Source organism: Ancylobacter sonchi, assembly GCF_018390695.1.
Classification (GTDB): Bacteria; Pseudomonadota; Alphaproteobacteria; order Rhizobiales; family Xanthobacteraceae; genus Ancylobacter; species Ancylobacter sonchi.
Genome location: NZ_JAHBGF010000036.1, coordinates 433986 through 451719 on the forward strand (window position 1 = coordinate 433986; position 17734 = coordinate 451719).

A 17734-nucleotide genomic window follows, 5' to 3' on the forward strand; every position below is an offset into this window, starting at 1 on the left:
TATTGTCGTTCTCTCCGACAGTTGTGGCAAAGTTCCGGCGCGCGGTCCACACCCATTGTTTTGAAACCAATGTGAACTGAATTCTTAGGCCAATGGTTTCAATATTTTGCCGTGTCGCGTCAACGATTTTGTGCGCCGCGACAAAGCTCTGGCACAGGCGGTGCAATCAAGGGTCCACCCAACCCGGGAGGAATCCAAATGAACAAGCCAGAAATCGCCATCACCCGCCAGTCGCCCTTCAAGGCCCGCTACGGCAACTATATCGATGGCCGGTTCGTCGAACCGGTGAACGGCCGCTATTTCGACAACACCTCGCCGATCACCGGCGGCAAGATCTGCGAGATCGCCCGCTCCGACAAGGACGACATCGAGCTCGCCCTCGACGCCGCCCACAAGGCCAAGGACGCCTGGGGCAAGACCTCGGCCGCCGAGCGCGCCCGTATCCTCAACCTGATCGCCGACCGCATGGAGGAGAACCTCGACACCATCGCGCTCGCCGAGACCTGGGATAACGGCAAGCCGATCCGCGAGACCACCGCGGCCGACATCCCGCTCGCCATCGATCATTTCCGCTACTTCGCCGCCTGCGTGCGTGCGCAGGAAGGCGCGCTGTCCGAGATCGATCACGACACCGTCGCCTATCACTATCATGAGCCGCTCGGCGTGGTCGGCCAGATCATCCCGTGGAACTTCCCGATCCTGATGGCGGTGTGGAAGCTCGCCCCCGCTCTCGCGGCCGGCAATTGCGTGGTGCTGAAGCCCGCCGAGCAGACCCCCGCCAGCATCCTGCTGCTGCTGGAACTGGTCGGCGACCTCCTCCCGCCCGGCGTCCTCAATGTCGTCAACGGCTTCGGCCTCGAGGCCGGCAAGCCGCTCGCCTCCAACCCGCGCATCGCCAAGATCGCCTTCACCGGCGAGACCACGACGGGCCGGCTGATCATGCAGTATGCCAGCCAGAACCTGATCCCGGTGACGCTGGAGCTCGGCGGCAAGTCGCCGAACATCTTCCACAAGGACGTCACCGCCGAGGACGACGACTTCTTCGACAAGGCGATCGAAGGCTTCGTGATGTTCGCGCTGAACCAGGGCGAAGTCTGCACCTGTCCCTCGCGCGCGCTCATCCACGAGAGCATCTATGACCGCTTCATGGAGCGGGCGCTGAAGCGTGTCGAGGCCATCGTGCAGGGCTCGCCGCTCGATCCGGCGACGATGATCGGGGCGCAGGCCTCCTCCGAGCAGCTGGAGAAGATCCTCTCCTATATCGACATCGGCAAGCAGGAGGGCGCGCAGGTGCTCACCGGCGGCGGGCGCAACGAGCTCGGCGGCGACCTGGCCGGCGGCTACTATGTGAAGCCGACCGTGTTCAAGGGTCACAACAAGATGCGCATCTTCCAGGAGGAGATCTTCGGGCCGGTCGTGTCCGTGACCACCTTCAAGGACGAGGACGAGGCGCTCTCCATCGCCAACGACACGCTCTACGGCCTCGGCGCCGGCGTGTGGAGCCGCGACGGTAACCGCGCCTATCGCTTCGGCCGCGCCATCCAGGCCGGGCGCGTGTGGACCAACTGCTACCACGCCTATCCGGCCCATGCGGCCTTCGGCGGCTACAAGCAGTCCGGCATCGGGCGCGAGACCCACAAGATGATGCTCGACCACTACCAGCAGACCAAGAACCTGCTGGTCAGCTACTCGCCGAAGAAGCTCGGCTTCTTCTGAGCCTGATTTTCTGACCGCCCGTCACGCGGGGTCAGATCAAGGATCGGCGGGATGGAATGCGCTTCCATCCCGCCGGAACCATGGTGGCCGGCGCATCCGGTGCCGGCGCAAACGGAGATGAGAGCGTTCATGGCAAAGACGATGAAAGCGGCGGTAGTCCGCGCATTCGGCAAGCCCCTCGTCATCGAGGAGGTGCCGGTTCCCGAGCCCGGCCCGGGCCAGATCCAGGTCCGAATCCAGGCGTCGGGCGTGTGCCACACCGATCTTCATGCCGCCGAAGGCGACTGGCCGGTGAAGCCGAACCCGCCCTTCATCCCCGGCCATGAGGGCGTGGGCTACGTCTCCGGCGTGGGCGCCGGCGTCAAGCATGTGAAGGAAGGCGACCGTGTCGGCGTGCCCTGGCTCTACACCGCCTGCGGTCATTGCCCCCACTGCCTCGGTGGCTGGGAGACGCTGTGCGAGGAGCAGCAGAACACCGGCTATTCGGTGAATGGCGGCTTCGCCGACTATGTGATCGCCGATCCCAATTATGTTGGCCATCTGCCGGCCAATGTCGGCTTCGTCGACATCGCCCCGGTGCTGTGCGCCGGCGTCACGGTCTATAAGGGCCTGAAGATGACCGACACCAAGCCGGGCGACTGGGTGGTGATCTCCGGCGTCGGCGGCCTCGGCCACATGGCCGTGCAATATGCCCGGGCCATGGGCCTCAACGTCGCGGCGGTCGACATCGCCGACGACAAGCTCGACCTCGCCCGCAAGCTCGGCGCCGCCGTAACCGTCAACGTGCGGGAGCAGGATCCGGTCGCGGTGCTGAAGAAGGAGATCGGCGGCGCTCATGGCGTGCTCGTCACCGCCGTCTCGCCCAAGGCGTTCAGCCAGGCGCTCGGCATGATGCGTCGCGGCGGCACGCTGGTGGCGAACGGGCTGCCGCCCGGCGCCTTCGACCTGCCGATCTTCGACATGGTGCTGAACGGCACCACGGTGCGCGGCTCCATCGTCGGCACCCGGCTCGACCTTCAGGAATCGCTCGAATTCGCTGCCGAGGGCAAGGTGAAGGCGACGGTGGAGCGGGGCAAGCTCGAGGACATCAACGACATCTTCGCCCGCATGCATGCTGGCAAGATCGACGGCCGCATCGTGCTCGACATCGCCGCCTGAGCAGACCGGGATGCCGGGCGGCATCCCGCTGCCCGGCTTCTCGCAGCGACGGCCCGCACCCGGCCTCGCGCTTGCCGGCGGAGCGTTCGAGGCCCATCTTCGCAGGACCAGCCGCCGCGCCACACTAACAAGACGCCCGCGGCGATGAACGGGAGGAGACCATGACCGACGCCCTCACCGCCGATCCGCCGGTTGCCGCCGACATGATCCCGCGCGTCCTCGCCACCGATGCGGCTCTGGCGCTCATCGCAGAACTGCGCGGCGAATACGGGCCGGTGCTGTTCCATCAGTCCGGCGGCTGCTGCGACGGCTCCTCGCCGATGTGTTACCCACAAGGCGACTACATCGTCGGCGACGAGGATGTGCGGCTCGGCGAGATTGGCGGCGCGCCCTTCTACATGAGCCCGTCGCAATTCGACTATTGGCAGCACACCCAGCTGATCATCGACGTCGTGCCCGGGCGCGGCGGCATGTTCAGCCTGGAGAATGGACGCGGCGTGCGCTTCCTCACCCGCTCCCGCCTGTTCACCGACGCCGACCTCGACCACCTCGCGCCCCTCGGTCGCGGCGCCGCGGCGTAGCCGGCGCAGGCACCGCCGATCCCTCAGCGCGGCGTCAGCGCGGTGACCGCCAGCGCCGTCGCCGCCGCGCGGTTCTCGACGCCGATCTTCGAATAGATCTGCTCCAGATGCTTGTTCACCGTGCGCGGCGACAGGCCGAGGATCTCGCCGATATCGCGATTCGCCTTGCCGCGCGCCAGCCACATCAGCACCTCCGCCTCGCGCAGCGTGAGGTTGAGCCTGGCCTTGAGCACCTGTTCGGGCGCCAGTCCTTCATCCTCGACGATGCGCAGCAGCAATTCGTCCGGCCCGATCTGCCCGACATAGGACAGGCGCAGTCGCCGGGCCGAGCCCTCCACCGGCAGGTCGATCGCCTCGCGGCCAGCCCCCGGCGCGCCGTCGCTGCGCCGGTTGGCCAGCCAGCGGCGCACCGCTTCCGGCAGCAGAAAGGCGTCGCCGGGCGGCGAGACGGTGATGGCGGTGAGCAGAGCGGTCGCCTGCGGCGTGCTCCACAGCACCCGCCCCTGCGCGGTGGACGACATGAGGAAGCGGCCGGACGCGTCGAGCGCCGCCCGCGCGCTGTGCGTCTGCCGCGCATTGGCGAGGTGCACGCGGATGCGGGCGATCAGCTCGAAGGGTGAGATCGGCTTGGTGACGTAGTCGACGCCGCCGGCCTCCAGCCCCTTCACGATCTGCTCGGTTTCCGACAGGCCGGTCATGAAGATCACCGGCACATGGGCGATCGCCTTGTTGGCCTTCAACCGGCGACAGGTCTCGAAACCGTCCATGCCCGGCATCATCGCGTCCATCAGGATGACGTCGGGGGTGATGCGCTCGACGAGGGCGAGCGCGTTGGCTCCCTCCACCGCGACCAGCACGGTGGCGCCGGCGGCTTCCAGCGCATCGGTCAACAGGCTCAGGGTTTCGGGCGAATCGTCCACCACAAGGACGATGTCGCGGCGCTCCACGCTATGCATCATCGCTGCGCAACGCCTCCAGTACGGCCATGTATTGCTTGAGGTCGAACGTGTCCATGAGGTCCCGCATATGCGAGACGAAGGCGCCGTTTTCCGGCGAGGCGGCCTCGATCTCGGCCAGCTTGGCCTGGATGCCGCGCACGTAGCCGATCTCGCCGAGCTTCATCAGGTCCTCGATATGTCCGCCCGCCGGCGGGCGCAGCGAGGCCGGGGCCACCGGCGCCGGCGGCACGACCTGGCCTTCGACGATCCATGTGAGCTCCAGCAGCCTCTCCAGTTTCTCCAGCAACGCGGCGAGTTGCACGGGCTTGGCCATCTGGTCGTCATGGCGCCGCGCGTCGAGCCCCTCGCCGATGATCTCGCCGGCATTGGCGGAAATCATCAGCACGCGCAGCCGCACGAAGCCTTCGTCGCGCAGCTGACGCACCACCTCCCAGCCGTTCAGGCCCGGCATGGAAATGTCCAGCAGCACGAGGTCCGGCTCCCACTGCCGCACCATCTGCAGCGCCGCCACGCCGTCGGCGGCGGCGAGCACGGTGAAGCCGAGCGGCACCAGCACCTCGTGCATCAGGTCGCGATGCGCGCTGTCATCGTCGGCCACCAGCACGGTGCGCCGCCGCCCGGCATAGCCGGCGATCCGCCGATGCGGGATGGCGGTGTTCCGGCTCGGCCGCGGCACCTCCGACAGCATGAGCTTCACCCGGAAGACGCTGCCGGCCCCCGGCACGGAGGTCAGCGAGATCTCGCCGCCCATGATCTCGGTGAGCAGCTTGGTGATGGTCAGGCCAAGGCCGATGCCGGCGGTGGAATAGGTGCCGGCCCGCTCGCCGCGCTCGAAAGGTTCGAAGATGCGCTTGTGGTCGGCCTCGGGAATGCCGATGCCGGTGTCCTCGACCTCGAATTCGGCCACCTGGTTGCGATAGGTGATGCGCAGCGCCACCCGGCCGGAATGGGTGAACTTGATGGCGTTGGACAACAGGTTGATGAGGATCTGCCGCAGCCGCTTCTCGTCGGTGTAGACCACCATCGGCAGCCGCTCCGGCCGGACATAGACGAAATCGATGCCCTTGGCGGTCGCCTGCAGGCGGAACATGTCGACCAGTTGGTCGAGGAAATCGCCGATGCGCACCTCGTCGCGGGTGAGGTGCAGCCGCCCGGCCTCGATCTTGGAAATGTCGAGCAGCCCGTCGATGAGCCCGGAGAGATGCTCGGCCGAACGCCGCATCACCCGGATCGAGTCGCGCCGGTGCGAGGGAATGGCCGCGTCGCGCTCCAGTAGCTGCGCATAGCCGAGAATGGCGTTGAGCGGCGTGCGCAGTTCATGGCTGATGCCGACGACATAACGGCTCTTGGCGAGGTTTGCCGCCTCCGCCACCTCCTTGGCCTTCTGCAACTTGGCATCGGTGCGCTTGTGCGCCTCGATCTCGCGCATCAGCAGAGCGGTCTGCCGGTTGCTTTCCTCCTGCGCGACGCGCCGGCTCTCCTGCGCCAGCACGAACAGCCAGGCGGCGACGCCGGCGATGATCAGGAGGATGAAATAGAGGGTGAACAGCATGCCGCCGATCGCCTCGCGCTCGGCGGGCGGCGACAGCGCGGCCTGGAAATAGATCACCCCGAGAATGGCGCCGATCACCACCGCCAGCAGCGACAGCACGCCGATATAGTGGCCGAGCCGCGAATTGATGCGCGCCACCGCCCAGACCGGCAGCGTTGCCCGCAGCATGGCGAGGATCTGGTCGGGGAAGCGCGCCTCTTCCTTGCAGCGGTCGTGACAGCGCGCATCGAGCGAGCAGCACAGCGAGCAGATCGGCCCGGCATAGACCGGGCAGTGCGCCATGTCCTCCGGCTCGAACTTGTGCTCGCAGATGCAGCACTTCAGCGTGCTGCGCCCCTCCCACTTCTTGGACGCCTGGCGGGCGAGGTAGTAGCGCCCGCCGGTGCCCCAGGCGACGCCGCAGGCGGTGACGAAGGAGACCACCAGCGCGACGAAGGGGGCGAAGGCCTGCAGCGCCGCGCCGAACAGGCCGGCAAAGGCGAGCACCGCGATGCCGGTGCCGGCCATCACCGCCGCGACGCCCACCGGGTTGATGTCGTAGAGATGCGCCCGCTTGAACTCGATGCCGGGCGGGCTCCAGCCCATCGGCTTGTTGACGACCAGGTCGGCTACCAGCGCCGCCACCCACGCCACCGCCACGATGGCGTAGAGGCCGAGGATCTGCTCCAGCACCTTGTAGATGCCAAGCGCCATCAGCATCAGCGCGATGGTGACGTTGAACACCAGCCACACCACCCGGCCGGGATGGCTGTGGGTCAGCCGCGAGAAGAAGTTCGACCAGGCGATCGAGCCCGCATAGGAATTCGTCACGTTGATCTTCAGCTGGGCGAGGATGACGAACAACCCGGTGGCCACCAGCGCCGCCTGCGGCGACAGCCCGATCTCGAAGGCGACGAGATACATCTGCGTCGGCTCGGCCGCGTGGACGAAGGGCACGCCATGGGTCAGCGCGAAATAGGCGAGGAAGGAGCCCGCCAGCATCTTCAGCCCGCCGACGACGATCCAGCCCGGACCGGCCGACAACAGCGCGAGCCACCACACCATGTTACGGGCCGCCGCGCTACGCCCGGGCGCCCGCCGGGGCAGGAAGCGCAGGAAATCCACCTGCTCGCCGATCTGCGCCACCAGCGCGAAGATCACCGTCGCCGCCCCACCGAACAGCAGCGGATCGAAGGAACCGTCCGCCGCGCCGAGCCGGCCGGCATAGCGCGTCCATGCATCCAGCGAATCCCCGCCGGCATAGATCACGAAGGCAAGCGGCACGATGTTGAGCAGGACCCAGGCCGGCTGGGTCCAGAGCTGGAAGCGGCTGATGAAGGTGATGCCGTGCGTCACCAACGGAATCACCGCCAGCGCGCTGACGAAATAGCCGACCATCAGTGGCACGCCGAAGCACATCTCCAGCGCCAGCGCCATGATCGCCGCCTCGATGGCGAAGAACAGATAGGTGAAGGAGGCGTAGATCAGCGAGGTCAGCGTCGAGCCGATATAGCCGAAGCCGGCTCCGCGGGTGAGCAGGTCGATGTCAACGCCGTATTTCGCCGCGTAGTAGCTGATCGGCAGGCCGGTGGCGAAGATCAGCGCGCAGACGACCAGGATGGCCGCCACGGCATTGTGGAAGCCATAGGTGAGCGTCACCGCACCGCCGATCGCCTCCAGCGCCAGGAACGACACCGCCCCGAGCGCGGTGTTGGCGACGCGCAGCGCCGACCAGCGCCGCGCGCTCTTGGCGGTGAAGCGCAGCGCGTAGTCTTCCAGCGTCTCGTTGACGACCCACTGGTTGTAGCGGCGTCGCACGCGCACGATCTTCTGCTCGGCCGCCATGGTTTCCCGCCTCGCCGCCTCGACGCCCGACATGCCTCCTGCTTCCTCCCACGCCACGTTCTGCCGCCGGCCTCGTCCGGGCCGGTCGCACGCCAGCAAGAAACGCACCACGCACGCATGGATTGCATCGCGCACTCACGCACTCCGTGAACGCGATCCATGAACTCGTGCCGAAATGGAAAATGAAAACGCCGGCAGGCCATGCCGACATCTGCCTTTTCCCACCATCCGAAAAGTAGAACCTCCACACCTCCCGCGCGCACTCCTGCGCGCGCGCGTAAAAAAGAACGTCCGGTTCGTCGGAACCTGTTCCACCAAGCTCGCAGACATGGTGAGGCTGGTGCCCGCAAACCCCTATACGTCAATCGACGTATTGCTGCCGCAGCTGATCACTCCCCACGATCAGGCCAACACAAGCACATCGGGAAGCTTGTTAAGGCCACGTCAAACCCGTGGAGGGGATCGCATGTCTTCGCATAATGACGGATCGGATAATTTTTCTTCGACGCGCCGTAGACTTCTGAAAGGTCTCGCGGCCCTTCCCGCCGCGCCTCTGCTTTCATCGACGGCGCTGTTTTCTTCCCAAGCCTTCGCCCAGGCGCCGGCAACCTCGGCCGTCAACACCACTGGCCTTGCCGTGACCGACACGGAAGTTACCGTCGGCATCCTGCACTCCGTCACCGGTACCATGGCGATCTCGGAGACCGGCTCGGTGCAGGCCGAGAAGCTCGCCATCGAGCAGATCAACGCCATGGGCGGCGTGCTCGGCCGCAAGATCAAGTTCATCCAGGAGGACGGCGCGTCCGACTGGCCGACCTTCGCCGAGAAGGCCAAGAAGCTGCTGGTCAACGACAAGGTCGCCGCCGTCATGGGCTGCTGGACCTCGGCCTCGCGCAAGGCGGTGCTGCCGGTGTTCGAGCAGTATAACGGCATGCTCTACTACCCGACCTTCTATGAAGGCCTGGAGCAGTCGAAGAACGTCATCTACACCGGCCAGGAAGCCACCCAGCAGATCCTCGCCGGCCTCGACTGGGTCAACAAGACCAAGGGTGCCAAGAGCTTCTACCTCATCGGCTCGGACTATATCTGGCCGCGCACCTCGATGAAGATCGCCCGCAAGCACATCGAGGCGCATCTCGGCGGCAAGGTGGCGGGCGAGGAATATTTCCCGCTCGGCCACACCCAGTTCAACTCGGTGATCAACAAGATCAAGCTGACCAAGCCGGACGTGATCTACTGCGCGGTGGTCGGTGGCTCCAACGTCGCCTTCTACAAGCAGCTCAAGGCCGCCGGCATCGACCTCAACAAGCAGACGCTGCTCACCATCTCGGTCACCGAGGACGAGATCGACGGCATCGGCGGCGACAACATCGCCGGCGCGTATAGCTGCATGAAGTACTTCCAGTCGCTCGACAATCCGAACAACAAGGACTTCGTCGCCGCCTTCAAGAAGATGTGGGGCGAGAAGACCGTGATCGGCGACGTGACGCAGGCCGCCTATCTCGGCCCGTGGCTGTGGAAAATGACCGTCGAGAAGGCCGGCTCCTTCGACGTCGACAAGATCGCCGAGGCCTCGCCCGGCATCGAGTTCACCAAGGCGCCGGAAGGCTACGTCAAGATCCACCCGAACCACCATCTGTGGTCGAAGACCCGCGTCGGCCAGGCGCAACTCGACGGCCAGTTCAAGGTGGTGTTCGAGACGCCCGACCTCATCGAGCCGGATCCGTTCCCCAAGGGCTACCAGTGATCGGCTGATGCTTCCGCCCGGAGAGGGTTCGCCCTCTCCGGGGCTCTTTCGGTTGTCGAGGACCGCGCCATCGGGCGCACGCCGGGGGATTCCTGATGTTTTCCGACTATTCGCTGGCCGAGCTCAGCTCCATCTTCATGATGCAGGGTTTCGCCGGGCTCATCCTGTTCTCGGTCTTCGTGCTCATGGCTCTCGGCCTCGCCATCATCTTCGGCCAGATGGGCGTCATCAACATGGCGCATGGCGAGTTCATGATTCTTGGCGCCTATGTCACCTATTTCACATCACAGTTCTTCCTGAACTACCTGCCGTCACTGTTCGGCATCTACTTCTTCATCGCGATGATCCTCGCCTTCCTCGCCTCCGGAGCGCTCGGCATGGCGACGGAATGGCTGATGATCCGCCATCTCTACAAGCGACCGCTCGACACGCTGCTCGCCACCTGGGGCCTCAGCCTGATCCTGCAGCAGGTCTACCGCTCGGTGTTCGGCCCGCGCGAGGTCGGCGTCGAGCTTCCGAGCTGGATGATGGGCTCGCTTCCCGTCACCGACGTCGTCGAGGTGCAGATCAACGGCCTGTTCGTCATGGGCCTGACCATCGCCATCACCGTCGCGGTCGCCCTGCTGATGTACAAGTCGAGCTGGGGCAAGCAGGTGCGTGCGGTGGTGCAGAACCGCGTCATGGCCGGCGCGGTGGGCATCAACACCGAGAAGGTCGACCGCTACACCTTCGGCCTCGGCTGCGGCATCGCCGGCGTCGCCGGCTCGGCCTTCACCATGATCGGCTCGACCGGCCCGACCTCGGGCCAGCTCTACATCGTCGACACCTTCCTCGTCGTGGTGTTCGGCGGCGCGCAGAGCCTGCTCGGCACCATCGCCTCCGCCTTCACCATCTCCCAGGCCCAGTCGACGCTTGAATTCTTCCTGTCCGGCTCGATGGCCAAGGTTCTCACGCTGATCGGCGTGGTCGTCATCCTGATGCTGCGGCCGCAGGGCCTGTTTGTCATCAAGGTCCGTCGTTGAGGAGACGCCCGTGACCACACCCGCTCCGACATCCGGCCGCACCTTCTTCCTGCGCCGGCAGGACATGATCGGGATCGCGATCCTCGCGGTCCTCCTCATGGTGGTCCTGCCGCTGACGCTGGACAACTTCCGCCTGCAATTCGTCGGCAAGTACCTCACCTACGCCTTCGTCGCGCTCGGCCTGGCGCTGTGCTGGGGCTATGCCGGCATCCTGTCGCTCGGCCAGGGCGTGTTCTTCGGCCTCGGCGGCTACTGCATGGCGATGTTCCTGAAGCTGGAGGCCTCCAGCGTCGAGAACACCAAGATCCAGACCACGCCCGGCATCCCCGACTTCATGGACTGGAACCAGATCACCGCCCTGCCGTGGTTCTGGGAGCCGTTCCGCAGCTTCGGCTTCACCACGCTCGCCGTGGTCGCAGTGCCCGCGCTGTTCGCGCTGATCATCGGCTTCGCGCTGTTCAAGCGCCGGGTGGGCGGCGTCTATTTCGCCATCATCACCCAGGCGCTCGCCGCGATCATGACCATCCTGATCATCGGCCAGCAGGGCTATACCGGCGGCATCAACGGCATCACCGACCTGCGCACCCTGCACGGATGGGACATCCGCACCGACAGCGCGAAGACCATCCTCTATTTCGTCTGCGTTGGGCTGCTCATCGCCTGCATTCTGCTCGCCTACTACGTGAAGTCGTCCAAGCTCGGCCGCCTCCTCGTCGCGATGCGCGACAAGGAGGACCGTGTCCGCTTCTCCGGCTACGACGTCTCCAGCTTCAAGATCTTCGTGTTCTGCCTCGCCGCATCGCTCTCGGCGATCGGTGGCGCCATGTTCACCCTGCAGGTCGGGTTCATGTCGCCGTCCTTCGTCGGCATCGTGCCGTCGATCGAGATGGTGATCTACACCGCGGTCGGCGGACGCCTGTCCATCCTCGGTGCGGTCTACGGCACGCTGGTGGTCAACTGGGCCAAGACGTCCTTCTCGGAGAGCTTCCCGGAGCTCTGGCTGTTCGGCCTCGGCGGCCTGTTCATCGCCGTGGTGCTGATCTTCCCGAACGGCCTCGCCGGCCTCTGGCAGACCTATGTCGCCCCGCGCCTCGGCCCGCTGTTCGGCGGGCAAGCCCGGCGCGCCGCCCCTCCGCCGGCGAGCGAGCCGGTCGCCCCCGCCGTCGCCGAATAGGAGCCGGAGCCATGAACGCCAACGTCATCACCGACTCCATGAACAAGGACTTCGTGCTCGCGGTGGAGGGTCTCACCGTCTCCTTCGACGGCTTCAAGGCGGTCAACGACCTGTCCTTCTATGTCGACGAGAACGAGATCCGCGTGATCATCGGCCCCAACGGTGCCGGCAAGACCACGGTGCTCGACCTCATCTGCGGCCGCACCCGCGCGACCGCCGGCTCGATCCGCTTCAAGGATCGCGAGCTGACCAAGATGAAGGAGCACGAAATCGTCCGCGCCGGCGTCGGCCGCAAGTTCCAGAATCCGTCGATCTACGAGGACCTGACCGTCTTCGAGAATCTGGAAATCTCCTATCCGAAGGGCCGCACCGTCTTGGGCGCCCTCACCTTCCGCCGCGATGCGGCCGTGAAGGAGCGGGTACAGGAAGTGGCCGAGACCATCTTCCTCGCCGACCAGCTCGACCAGCGCGCCGAATATCTCTCGCACGGCCAGAAGCAGTGGCTGGAGATCGGCATGCTGCTGATCCAGGACCCGGAACTCTTGATGCTCGACGAGCCGGTGGCCGGCATGAGCGTCTCCGAGCGCAAGAAGACCGCCGAGTTGCTCAACCGCATCATCAAGGACCGCTCGGTGATCGTCATCGAGCACGACATGAAGTTCGTCGAGGACATCGCCCACAAGGTCACGGTGCTGCACCAGGGCAAGATCCTGTCCGAGGGCTCGATGGCCAAGGTCCAGGCGGACCCCAAGGTCGTCGAAGTCTATCTCGGCCATTGAGGGAGCGGGGACCATGCTCGACATCGCCGACCTCCACGTCTCCTACGGCCAGAGCGAGGTGCTGCACGGCATCGACGTCAAGGTCGCGCCGAACGAGATCGTCGCCATCATGGGCCGCAACGGCATGGGCAAGACCACGCTCATGAAGTCGCTCATGGGCATCGTGCCGACCAAGTCCGGCTCGGTCACGCTCGGCTCGACCGACATCACCAAGCTCAAGAGCTATGAGCGCGTCGCCAACGGCATCGCCTATGTGCCGCAGGGCCGCATGATCTTCTCCACCATGACGGTGCAGGAGAACATCGAGACCGGCCTCATCCCGCGCGGCGAAATCAAGGTGCCGCCGGACCTCTACGAGCTGTTCCCGGTGCTCTTGGAGATGAAGGGCCGGCGTGGCGGCAACCTCTCCGGCGGCCAGCAGCAGCAGCTCGCCATCGCCCGCGCGCTGGCCACCAAGCCCAAGGTACTGCTACTCGACGAGCCGACCGAAGGCATCCAGCCCTCCATCATCCGCGAGATGGCCCGCACGCTGAAGCGCATCCGCGACGAGCGCGGCCTGTCCATCGTGGTGTCGGAGCAGGTGCTGTCCTTCGCCCTCGACATCGCCGACAGGGTGCTCGTCATCGAGAATGGCGAGATCGTCCACGAGGACAAGCGCGCCGACGTCGACGAGGCGAAGGTCGCGCGCTTCCTCTCCGTCTGAGGCCGGGCCCCGGCCTCGTGGCCGGCGTCCCAATTTCCAAACCATCCGCATGCAGCCCAAGGGGAACGGAGTTCGCCATGCCTGAAACACTGATCTCGGTCGATCTGTCGAAGCCGGCCACGGAGAACGAATATCTGCACAATCGCTGGCACCCGGACATTCCGATCGCCACCTGGGTGGAGCCCGGCGCCGACTTCCTCGTCGAGACGGTGGACTGGACCGGCGGCGCCATCGCCAACAACGATTCCGCCGACGACATTCGCGACGTCGACCTCTCCACCGTGCACTATCTCTCCGGCCCGATCGGGGTGAAGGGCGCCAAGCCGGGCGACCTGCTCGTCGTCGACATTCTCGACGCCGGCACGCTGAAGGGCCACGAATGGGGCTTCAACGGCTTCTTCTCCAAGAAGAACGGCGGCGGCTTTCTCACCGACCACTTCCCACTCGCCCAGAAGTCGATCTGGCACTATGAGGGGATGTTCACCCGCTCGCGCCACGTGCCGGGCGTCGGCTTCGCCGGGCTGATCCATCCCGGCCTCATCGGCACCCTGCCCTCGCAGAAGCTGCTCGACACCTGGAACGCTCGCGAGCAGGCGCTGATCGACACCAACCCGACCCGCGTGCCGCCGCTCGCCAACCCGCCCTTCGCCAAGACGGCGCATCTCGGCAAGCTCGGCAAGGGCGACGCCTGGGACAAGGTCGCGGCAGAAGGCGCCCGTACCGTGCCGCCGCGCGAGCATGGCGGCAATTGCGACATCAAGGACCTGTCGCGCGGCTCGAAGATCTACTTCCCGGTCTATGTCGACGGCGCCGGCCTCTCGATGGGCGACATGCACTTCTCCCAGGGCGACGGCGAGATCACCTTCTGCGGCGCCATCGAGATGTTCGGCGCCTGGCTGCACATCAAGGTCGACCTGATCAAGAACGGCATGGAGATGTACGGGATCAAGAACCCGATCTTCAAGCCGTCGCCGATCACGCCGAACTACAAGGACTACCTGATCTTCGAGGGCATCTCGGTCGACGAGAGCGGCACCCAGCACTATCTCGACGCCAATGTCGCCTATCGCCAGGCCTGCCTGAACGCCATCGAGTACCTGAAGAAGTTCGGCTACTCGGGCGCGCAGGCGCACTCGATCCTTGGCGTCGCGCCGGTGCAGGGCCACTTCTCCGGCGTGGTCGACATTCCCAATTCCTGCGCCACGCTGTGGCTGCCGACCGAGATCTTCGACTTCGACATCAAGCCTTCGGCGGCCGGCCCGACCAAGTTCATCGACGGTTCGGTCGACATGCCGATCTCGCCGGACCTCTGACCCCCTTTTGGTCCGGTGGCGGGACGGTGGCGACATCGTCCCGCTCAATCATCGAGGGAACGCCCAAGGAAAACATCCCGGGGAAGCCTCCCAAGGGAATCGCTCAAGGAACCGGCACATGCCCGTCTATGAATATCTCTGCGACGACTGCGGCGACTTCACCGCCCTGCGCCCCATGAGCGAATACCAGTCCCCGCAACCCTGCCCCGATTGCGGCACGATGGCCCCGCGCGTGCTGCTCACCGCTCCGCACTTCACCTCGATGTCGCGGGCGAACCTGACCGCCCACGCGGGCAACGAGCAGGCCCGCCACGCGCCGATGAGCGTCGACGGCTACCGGGAGAAGCAGGAGCGCGCGAAACACGCCGCCGGCTGTTCCTGCTGCTCAAGCGGGATGAAGAGCCGCACGAAGAAGAACCGCACCGCCACCTCGGCCAGCGGCGCCAAGAGCTTCCCCTCGGCGCGCCCGTGGATGATCAGCCACTAGGATCGCGCACGCCCTCTTCCGGCGGCGCGCTCACTCGCCGATCACCGCCCCCTCGCGGCGCGGATCGGCGGCGCCGGTCAGTCCGTCCGGCCCGATCAGCACCGCCTGGACGCCCGAGGTCATCGGCGCCTTCTTCACCTTGTAGCCCAGCGCCGTGAGCTTCGGCTCCAGCGCCTCGGCCGGGGTGCCCTGCTCGACCTCAACCGTGTCGAAGCGCGCCAGCACGTTCGGCGCGGCGATGGCGGCGGGCAGGTCCATGCCCCAGTCGAAATGGGCGATCAGCGTCTTCGCTACATAGCCGATGATCTGGCTGCCGCCCGGCGAACCCAGTGCCAGCAGCGGCTTGCCGTCCTTCATCACGATGGTCGGCGCCATGGAGGAGCGCGGACGCTTGCCGGGTTCGACGCGGTTGGCGATCGGCACCCCGTCGCGCTGCGAGCGGAAGGAAAAGTCAGTCAGCTCATTGTTGAGCAGGAAGCCGCGCACCATCAGCCGCGAACCGAAGCCGGCCTCGATGCTGGAGGTCATCGAGGCGACGTTGCCGTTCGCATCGACGATGGTGATCTGCGTCGTCGAGGGCAGCTCGATGGATTCGTCATCGGCGCGCGTCGGCGCCAGCATGGCATGGTCCCAGCCCGGCGTGCCCGGCGCCACTTCCGGCAGCGCGTCGTCGCCGCGCAGCAGCTCGGCCCGGCTCTTGAGATAGTCCGGCGCCAGCAGCCCCTTGGTCGGCATCGGCACGTAGTCCTTGTCCGCCATGTAGCGGTCGCGGTCGGCGAAGGCGAGCCGCGAGGCATCGGCGATCAGCCGCCAGGATTCCGGCGAATCCGGCCCCAGCGCCTTGAGGTCGTAGGAGTTCAGCATGCCGAGGATCTGGCCGACCGTGAGCGCCCCCGAACTGGGCGGCCCCATGCCGCAGACGTCGAGCCCGCGATAGTCGCCGCACACCGGCGCGCGTTCCTTCACCCGGTAGGCGCGCAGATCCTCCAGCGTCAGCGCGCCGGGATTGCCCTGCGCCCCGCGCACGGTGCGCACGATGTCGCGGGCGATGGGGCCGCGATAGAAGGCGGCCGAGCCGTAGCGCGCCATCTGGCGCAGCGTGTCGCCATAGGCTGGGTTCTTCAGCGTCGTCCCGGCTGCGAGCGGAGCACCCTTGTCATCGAAGAAATAGGCGGCGGTGACCGGGTTGGCCTTCAGAGTCTCGGCATCCTCGGCGATCAGCTTGGACAGGCGTGGCGACACCGGGAAGCCGTCCTCGGCGAGCCTGACCGCCGGACTGAACAGATGCGACCAGGCGATATGGCCGTAGCGCCGGTGCACGAAGTCGAGCAGGCGCGGCAGGCCGGGCGTACCGACCGAGCGTCCTCCCACCACCGCCGACATGAATTTCAGCGGCTCGCCCTTGGCATCCTGGAACAGCGTCGGCGTCGCCGCGCGGGGAGCGGTCTCGCGGCCGTCGAAGGTGGTCAGTTTACCGACCGCCGCGTCCCAATAGACCAGGAAAGCGCCCCCGCCGAGGCCGGAGGATTGCGGCTCGACCAGCCCGAGCACCGCCTGCGCCGCCACCAGCGCGTCGATGGCATTGCCGCCATTGCGCAACGCCGCCGCACCGGCGCGGGTGGCGAGCGGATTGGCCGTCGCCACCATCCAGTGCTTGGCGGTCGCCGACTTCGCCTCCGCCGCGATGGCGCTGGGCGCTTCCGGCGCCTGCGCGTCCGACGCCTGCTGCGCGAGGACGGGCGTCGCCGTCAGCGCGAGCGCCAGGATCCATCCAAGCGGCCTGTTCAGGGCGTTGCCAAAGGCACTGCGCATCGTCACCTCCCGCATCGGCTGCCCTGCCCGTTCGACCGGAGCGGCACCCGAACTTCAAATCGTGGCCATCCGGCGGATCGGCTCCGCCGCGCTCACCGAACATGTCACACCGCAACCCGATGTGAACAGTCGTGCCGCAAGGGAGGATGACGTCGCCGCGAATCACGTTAAGCTCACATCGTCGTCAACAATCGAAAGGAGGTGATCCAGTGTCTGATCGTCTTGATCCGCGGTCGTCGGTATCCGTGACCTGGACGCTTGCCTCTTGCGAGGTCCGTGCCGCGTGATGCGACACATCGCACCGTCCTTCGGACGGTTACCGGACCGGACCGCGGTCTGACATGGGAAGGGCTGCCCTAAGGGCAGCCCTTCTTTCTTTCAATGACCTTTTCATCCGCACATAATACCTTGGCCAGATCCATCATCATCTATGTCGATGCCGACGCCTGCCCGGTGAAGGACGAGACTTACCGCGTCGCCGAGCGCCACCGGCTCAAGGTGTTCGTGGTCGCCAACAGCTTCGTCAACGTGCCGCGTACCGACTGGATCGAGCGGGTGATCGTGCCGGCCGGCGCCGACGTCGCCGACGACTGGATCGTCGAGCGGGTGGAGCCCGGCGACGTGGTGATCACCGCCGATGTACCTCTGGCCGCACGGGTGGTGGCCAAGGGAGCAGAGGCCCTGGCGCCGGGCGGCAAGGCCTTCACCGCCTCGTCCATCGGCCTGCAACTCGCCACCCGCAACCTGATGCAGGACCTGCGCGAGGCCGGCGCGGTCACCGGCGGCCCGCGCCCGTTTTCGCCCCGCGACCGCTCGGAATTTCTCCAGGCGCTGGAGAGAACCGTCACCCGCTTGAAACGAATGGGCTTCCAAGCGGGTTAAGGAGCAGACATCACTCGTCGAAAGG

The 17734-nt window shown here is 66.1% G+C and carries 14 protein-coding genes; 11 read left to right on the forward strand and 3 right to left on the reverse strand.

All coding sequences use genetic code 11. The features are described from left to right. Positions 1-198: 198 nt before the first annotated feature. From adh to KHC28_RS22800, 3 genes are all read left to right on the forward strand, one after another. Positions 199-1716 carry an aldehyde dehydrogenase gene (adh, locus tag KHC28_RS22790; RefSeq protein WP_214010640.1) on the forward strand — a complete coding sequence of 506 codons (1518 nt, stop codon included), beginning with the start codon at positions 199-201 and terminating at the stop codon, positions 1714-1716. Between the two features lie 129 nt (positions 1717-1845). Continuing rightward, entirely contained in the window at positions 1846-2874 is a 1029-nt protein-coding gene (gene adhP, locus KHC28_RS22795; protein WP_214010641.1) for an alcohol dehydrogenase AdhP, read from the forward strand. A 161-nt stretch (positions 2875-3035) separates the two neighbouring features. Continuing rightward, the gene (locus KHC28_RS22800) at positions 3036-3455 is read left to right on the forward strand and encodes a DUF779 domain-containing protein (RefSeq protein ID WP_214010642.1); all 420 of its coding nucleotides are present in this window, start codon (positions 3036-3038) and stop codon (positions 3453-3455) included. Positions 3456-3478: 23 nt separating this feature from the next. On the opposite strand, the gene KHC28_RS22805 is transcribed toward KHC28_RS22800, so the two are convergent. After that, positions 3479-4414 carry a response regulator transcription factor gene (locus KHC28_RS22805; protein ID WP_214010643.1) on the reverse strand — a complete coding sequence of 312 codons (936 nt, stop codon included), beginning with the start codon at positions 4412-4414 and terminating at the stop codon, positions 3479-3481. Beyond that, positions 4404-7790, reverse strand: coding sequence for a hybrid sensor histidine kinase/response regulator (locus KHC28_RS22810; RefSeq protein ID WP_214010899.1), 3387 nt, complete (start codon positions 7788-7790; stop codon positions 4404-4406). The genes KHC28_RS22805 and KHC28_RS22810 overlap by 11 nt, the downstream gene beginning before the upstream one ends. 466 nt (positions 7791-8256) lie before the next feature. Here KHC28_RS22810 and urtA point away from each other — a divergent pair, with 466 nt between their 5' ends. From urtA to KHC28_RS22845, 7 genes are all read left to right on the forward strand, one after another. Then, positions 8257-9537: an urea ABC transporter substrate-binding protein gene (gene urtA / locus KHC28_RS22815; protein ID WP_214010644.1), complete on the forward strand. Its 1281-nt coding sequence runs from the start codon at positions 8257-8259 to the stop codon at positions 9535-9537. A gap of 95 nt (positions 9538-9632) precedes the next feature. Beyond that, a complete protein-coding gene (gene urtB / locus KHC28_RS22820; RefSeq protein ID WP_214010645.1) occupies positions 9633-10559 on the forward strand; it encodes an urea ABC transporter permease subunit UrtB in 927 nt (308 codons plus the stop codon). A gap of 64 nt (positions 10560-10623) precedes the next feature. Further along, the gene (gene urtC, locus KHC28_RS22825) at positions 10624-11733 is read left to right on the forward strand and encodes an urea ABC transporter permease subunit UrtC (protein WP_214010900.1); all 1110 of its coding nucleotides are present in this window, start codon (positions 10624-10626) and stop codon (positions 11731-11733) included. A gap of 11 nt (positions 11734-11744) precedes the next feature. Next, positions 11745-12512 (forward strand): urea ABC transporter ATP-binding protein UrtD, encoded by a 768-nt coding sequence (urtD, locus tag KHC28_RS22830; RefSeq protein ID WP_214010646.1) that lies wholly within the window; start codon positions 11745-11747, stop codon positions 12510-12512. Positions 12513-12525: 13 nt separating this feature from the next. Beyond that, positions 12526-13215, forward strand: a complete 690-nt coding sequence (urtE, locus tag KHC28_RS22835; RefSeq protein ID WP_214010647.1) for an urea ABC transporter ATP-binding subunit UrtE — start codon at positions 12526-12528, stop codon at positions 13213-13215. 77 nt (positions 13216-13292) lie between these two features. Next, positions 13293-14528, forward strand: coding sequence for a formamidase (fmdA, locus tag KHC28_RS22840; RefSeq protein WP_214010648.1), 1236 nt, complete (start codon positions 13293-13295; stop codon positions 14526-14528). A gap of 118 nt (positions 14529-14646) precedes the next feature. Then, a complete protein-coding gene (locus KHC28_RS22845) occupies positions 14647-15015 on the forward strand; it encodes an FmdB family zinc ribbon protein (RefSeq protein ID WP_214010649.1) in 369 nt (122 codons plus the stop codon). A 30-nt stretch (positions 15016-15045) separates the two neighbouring features. Here KHC28_RS22845 and ggt read toward each other — a convergent pair whose 3' ends face one another. Next, on the reverse strand, positions 15046-16827 hold the full coding sequence (gene ggt, locus KHC28_RS22850) for a gamma-glutamyltransferase (RefSeq protein ID WP_214010650.1): 1782 nt from the start codon (positions 16825-16827) through the stop codon (positions 15046-15048). 381 nt (positions 16828-17208) lie between these two features. Here ggt and KHC28_RS22855 point away from each other — a divergent pair, with 381 nt between their 5' ends. After that, positions 17209-17709, forward strand: a complete 501-nt coding sequence (locus tag KHC28_RS22855; RefSeq protein WP_214010651.1) for a YaiI/YqxD family protein — start codon at positions 17209-17211, stop codon at positions 17707-17709. Positions 17710-17734: the final 25 nt, after the last annotated feature.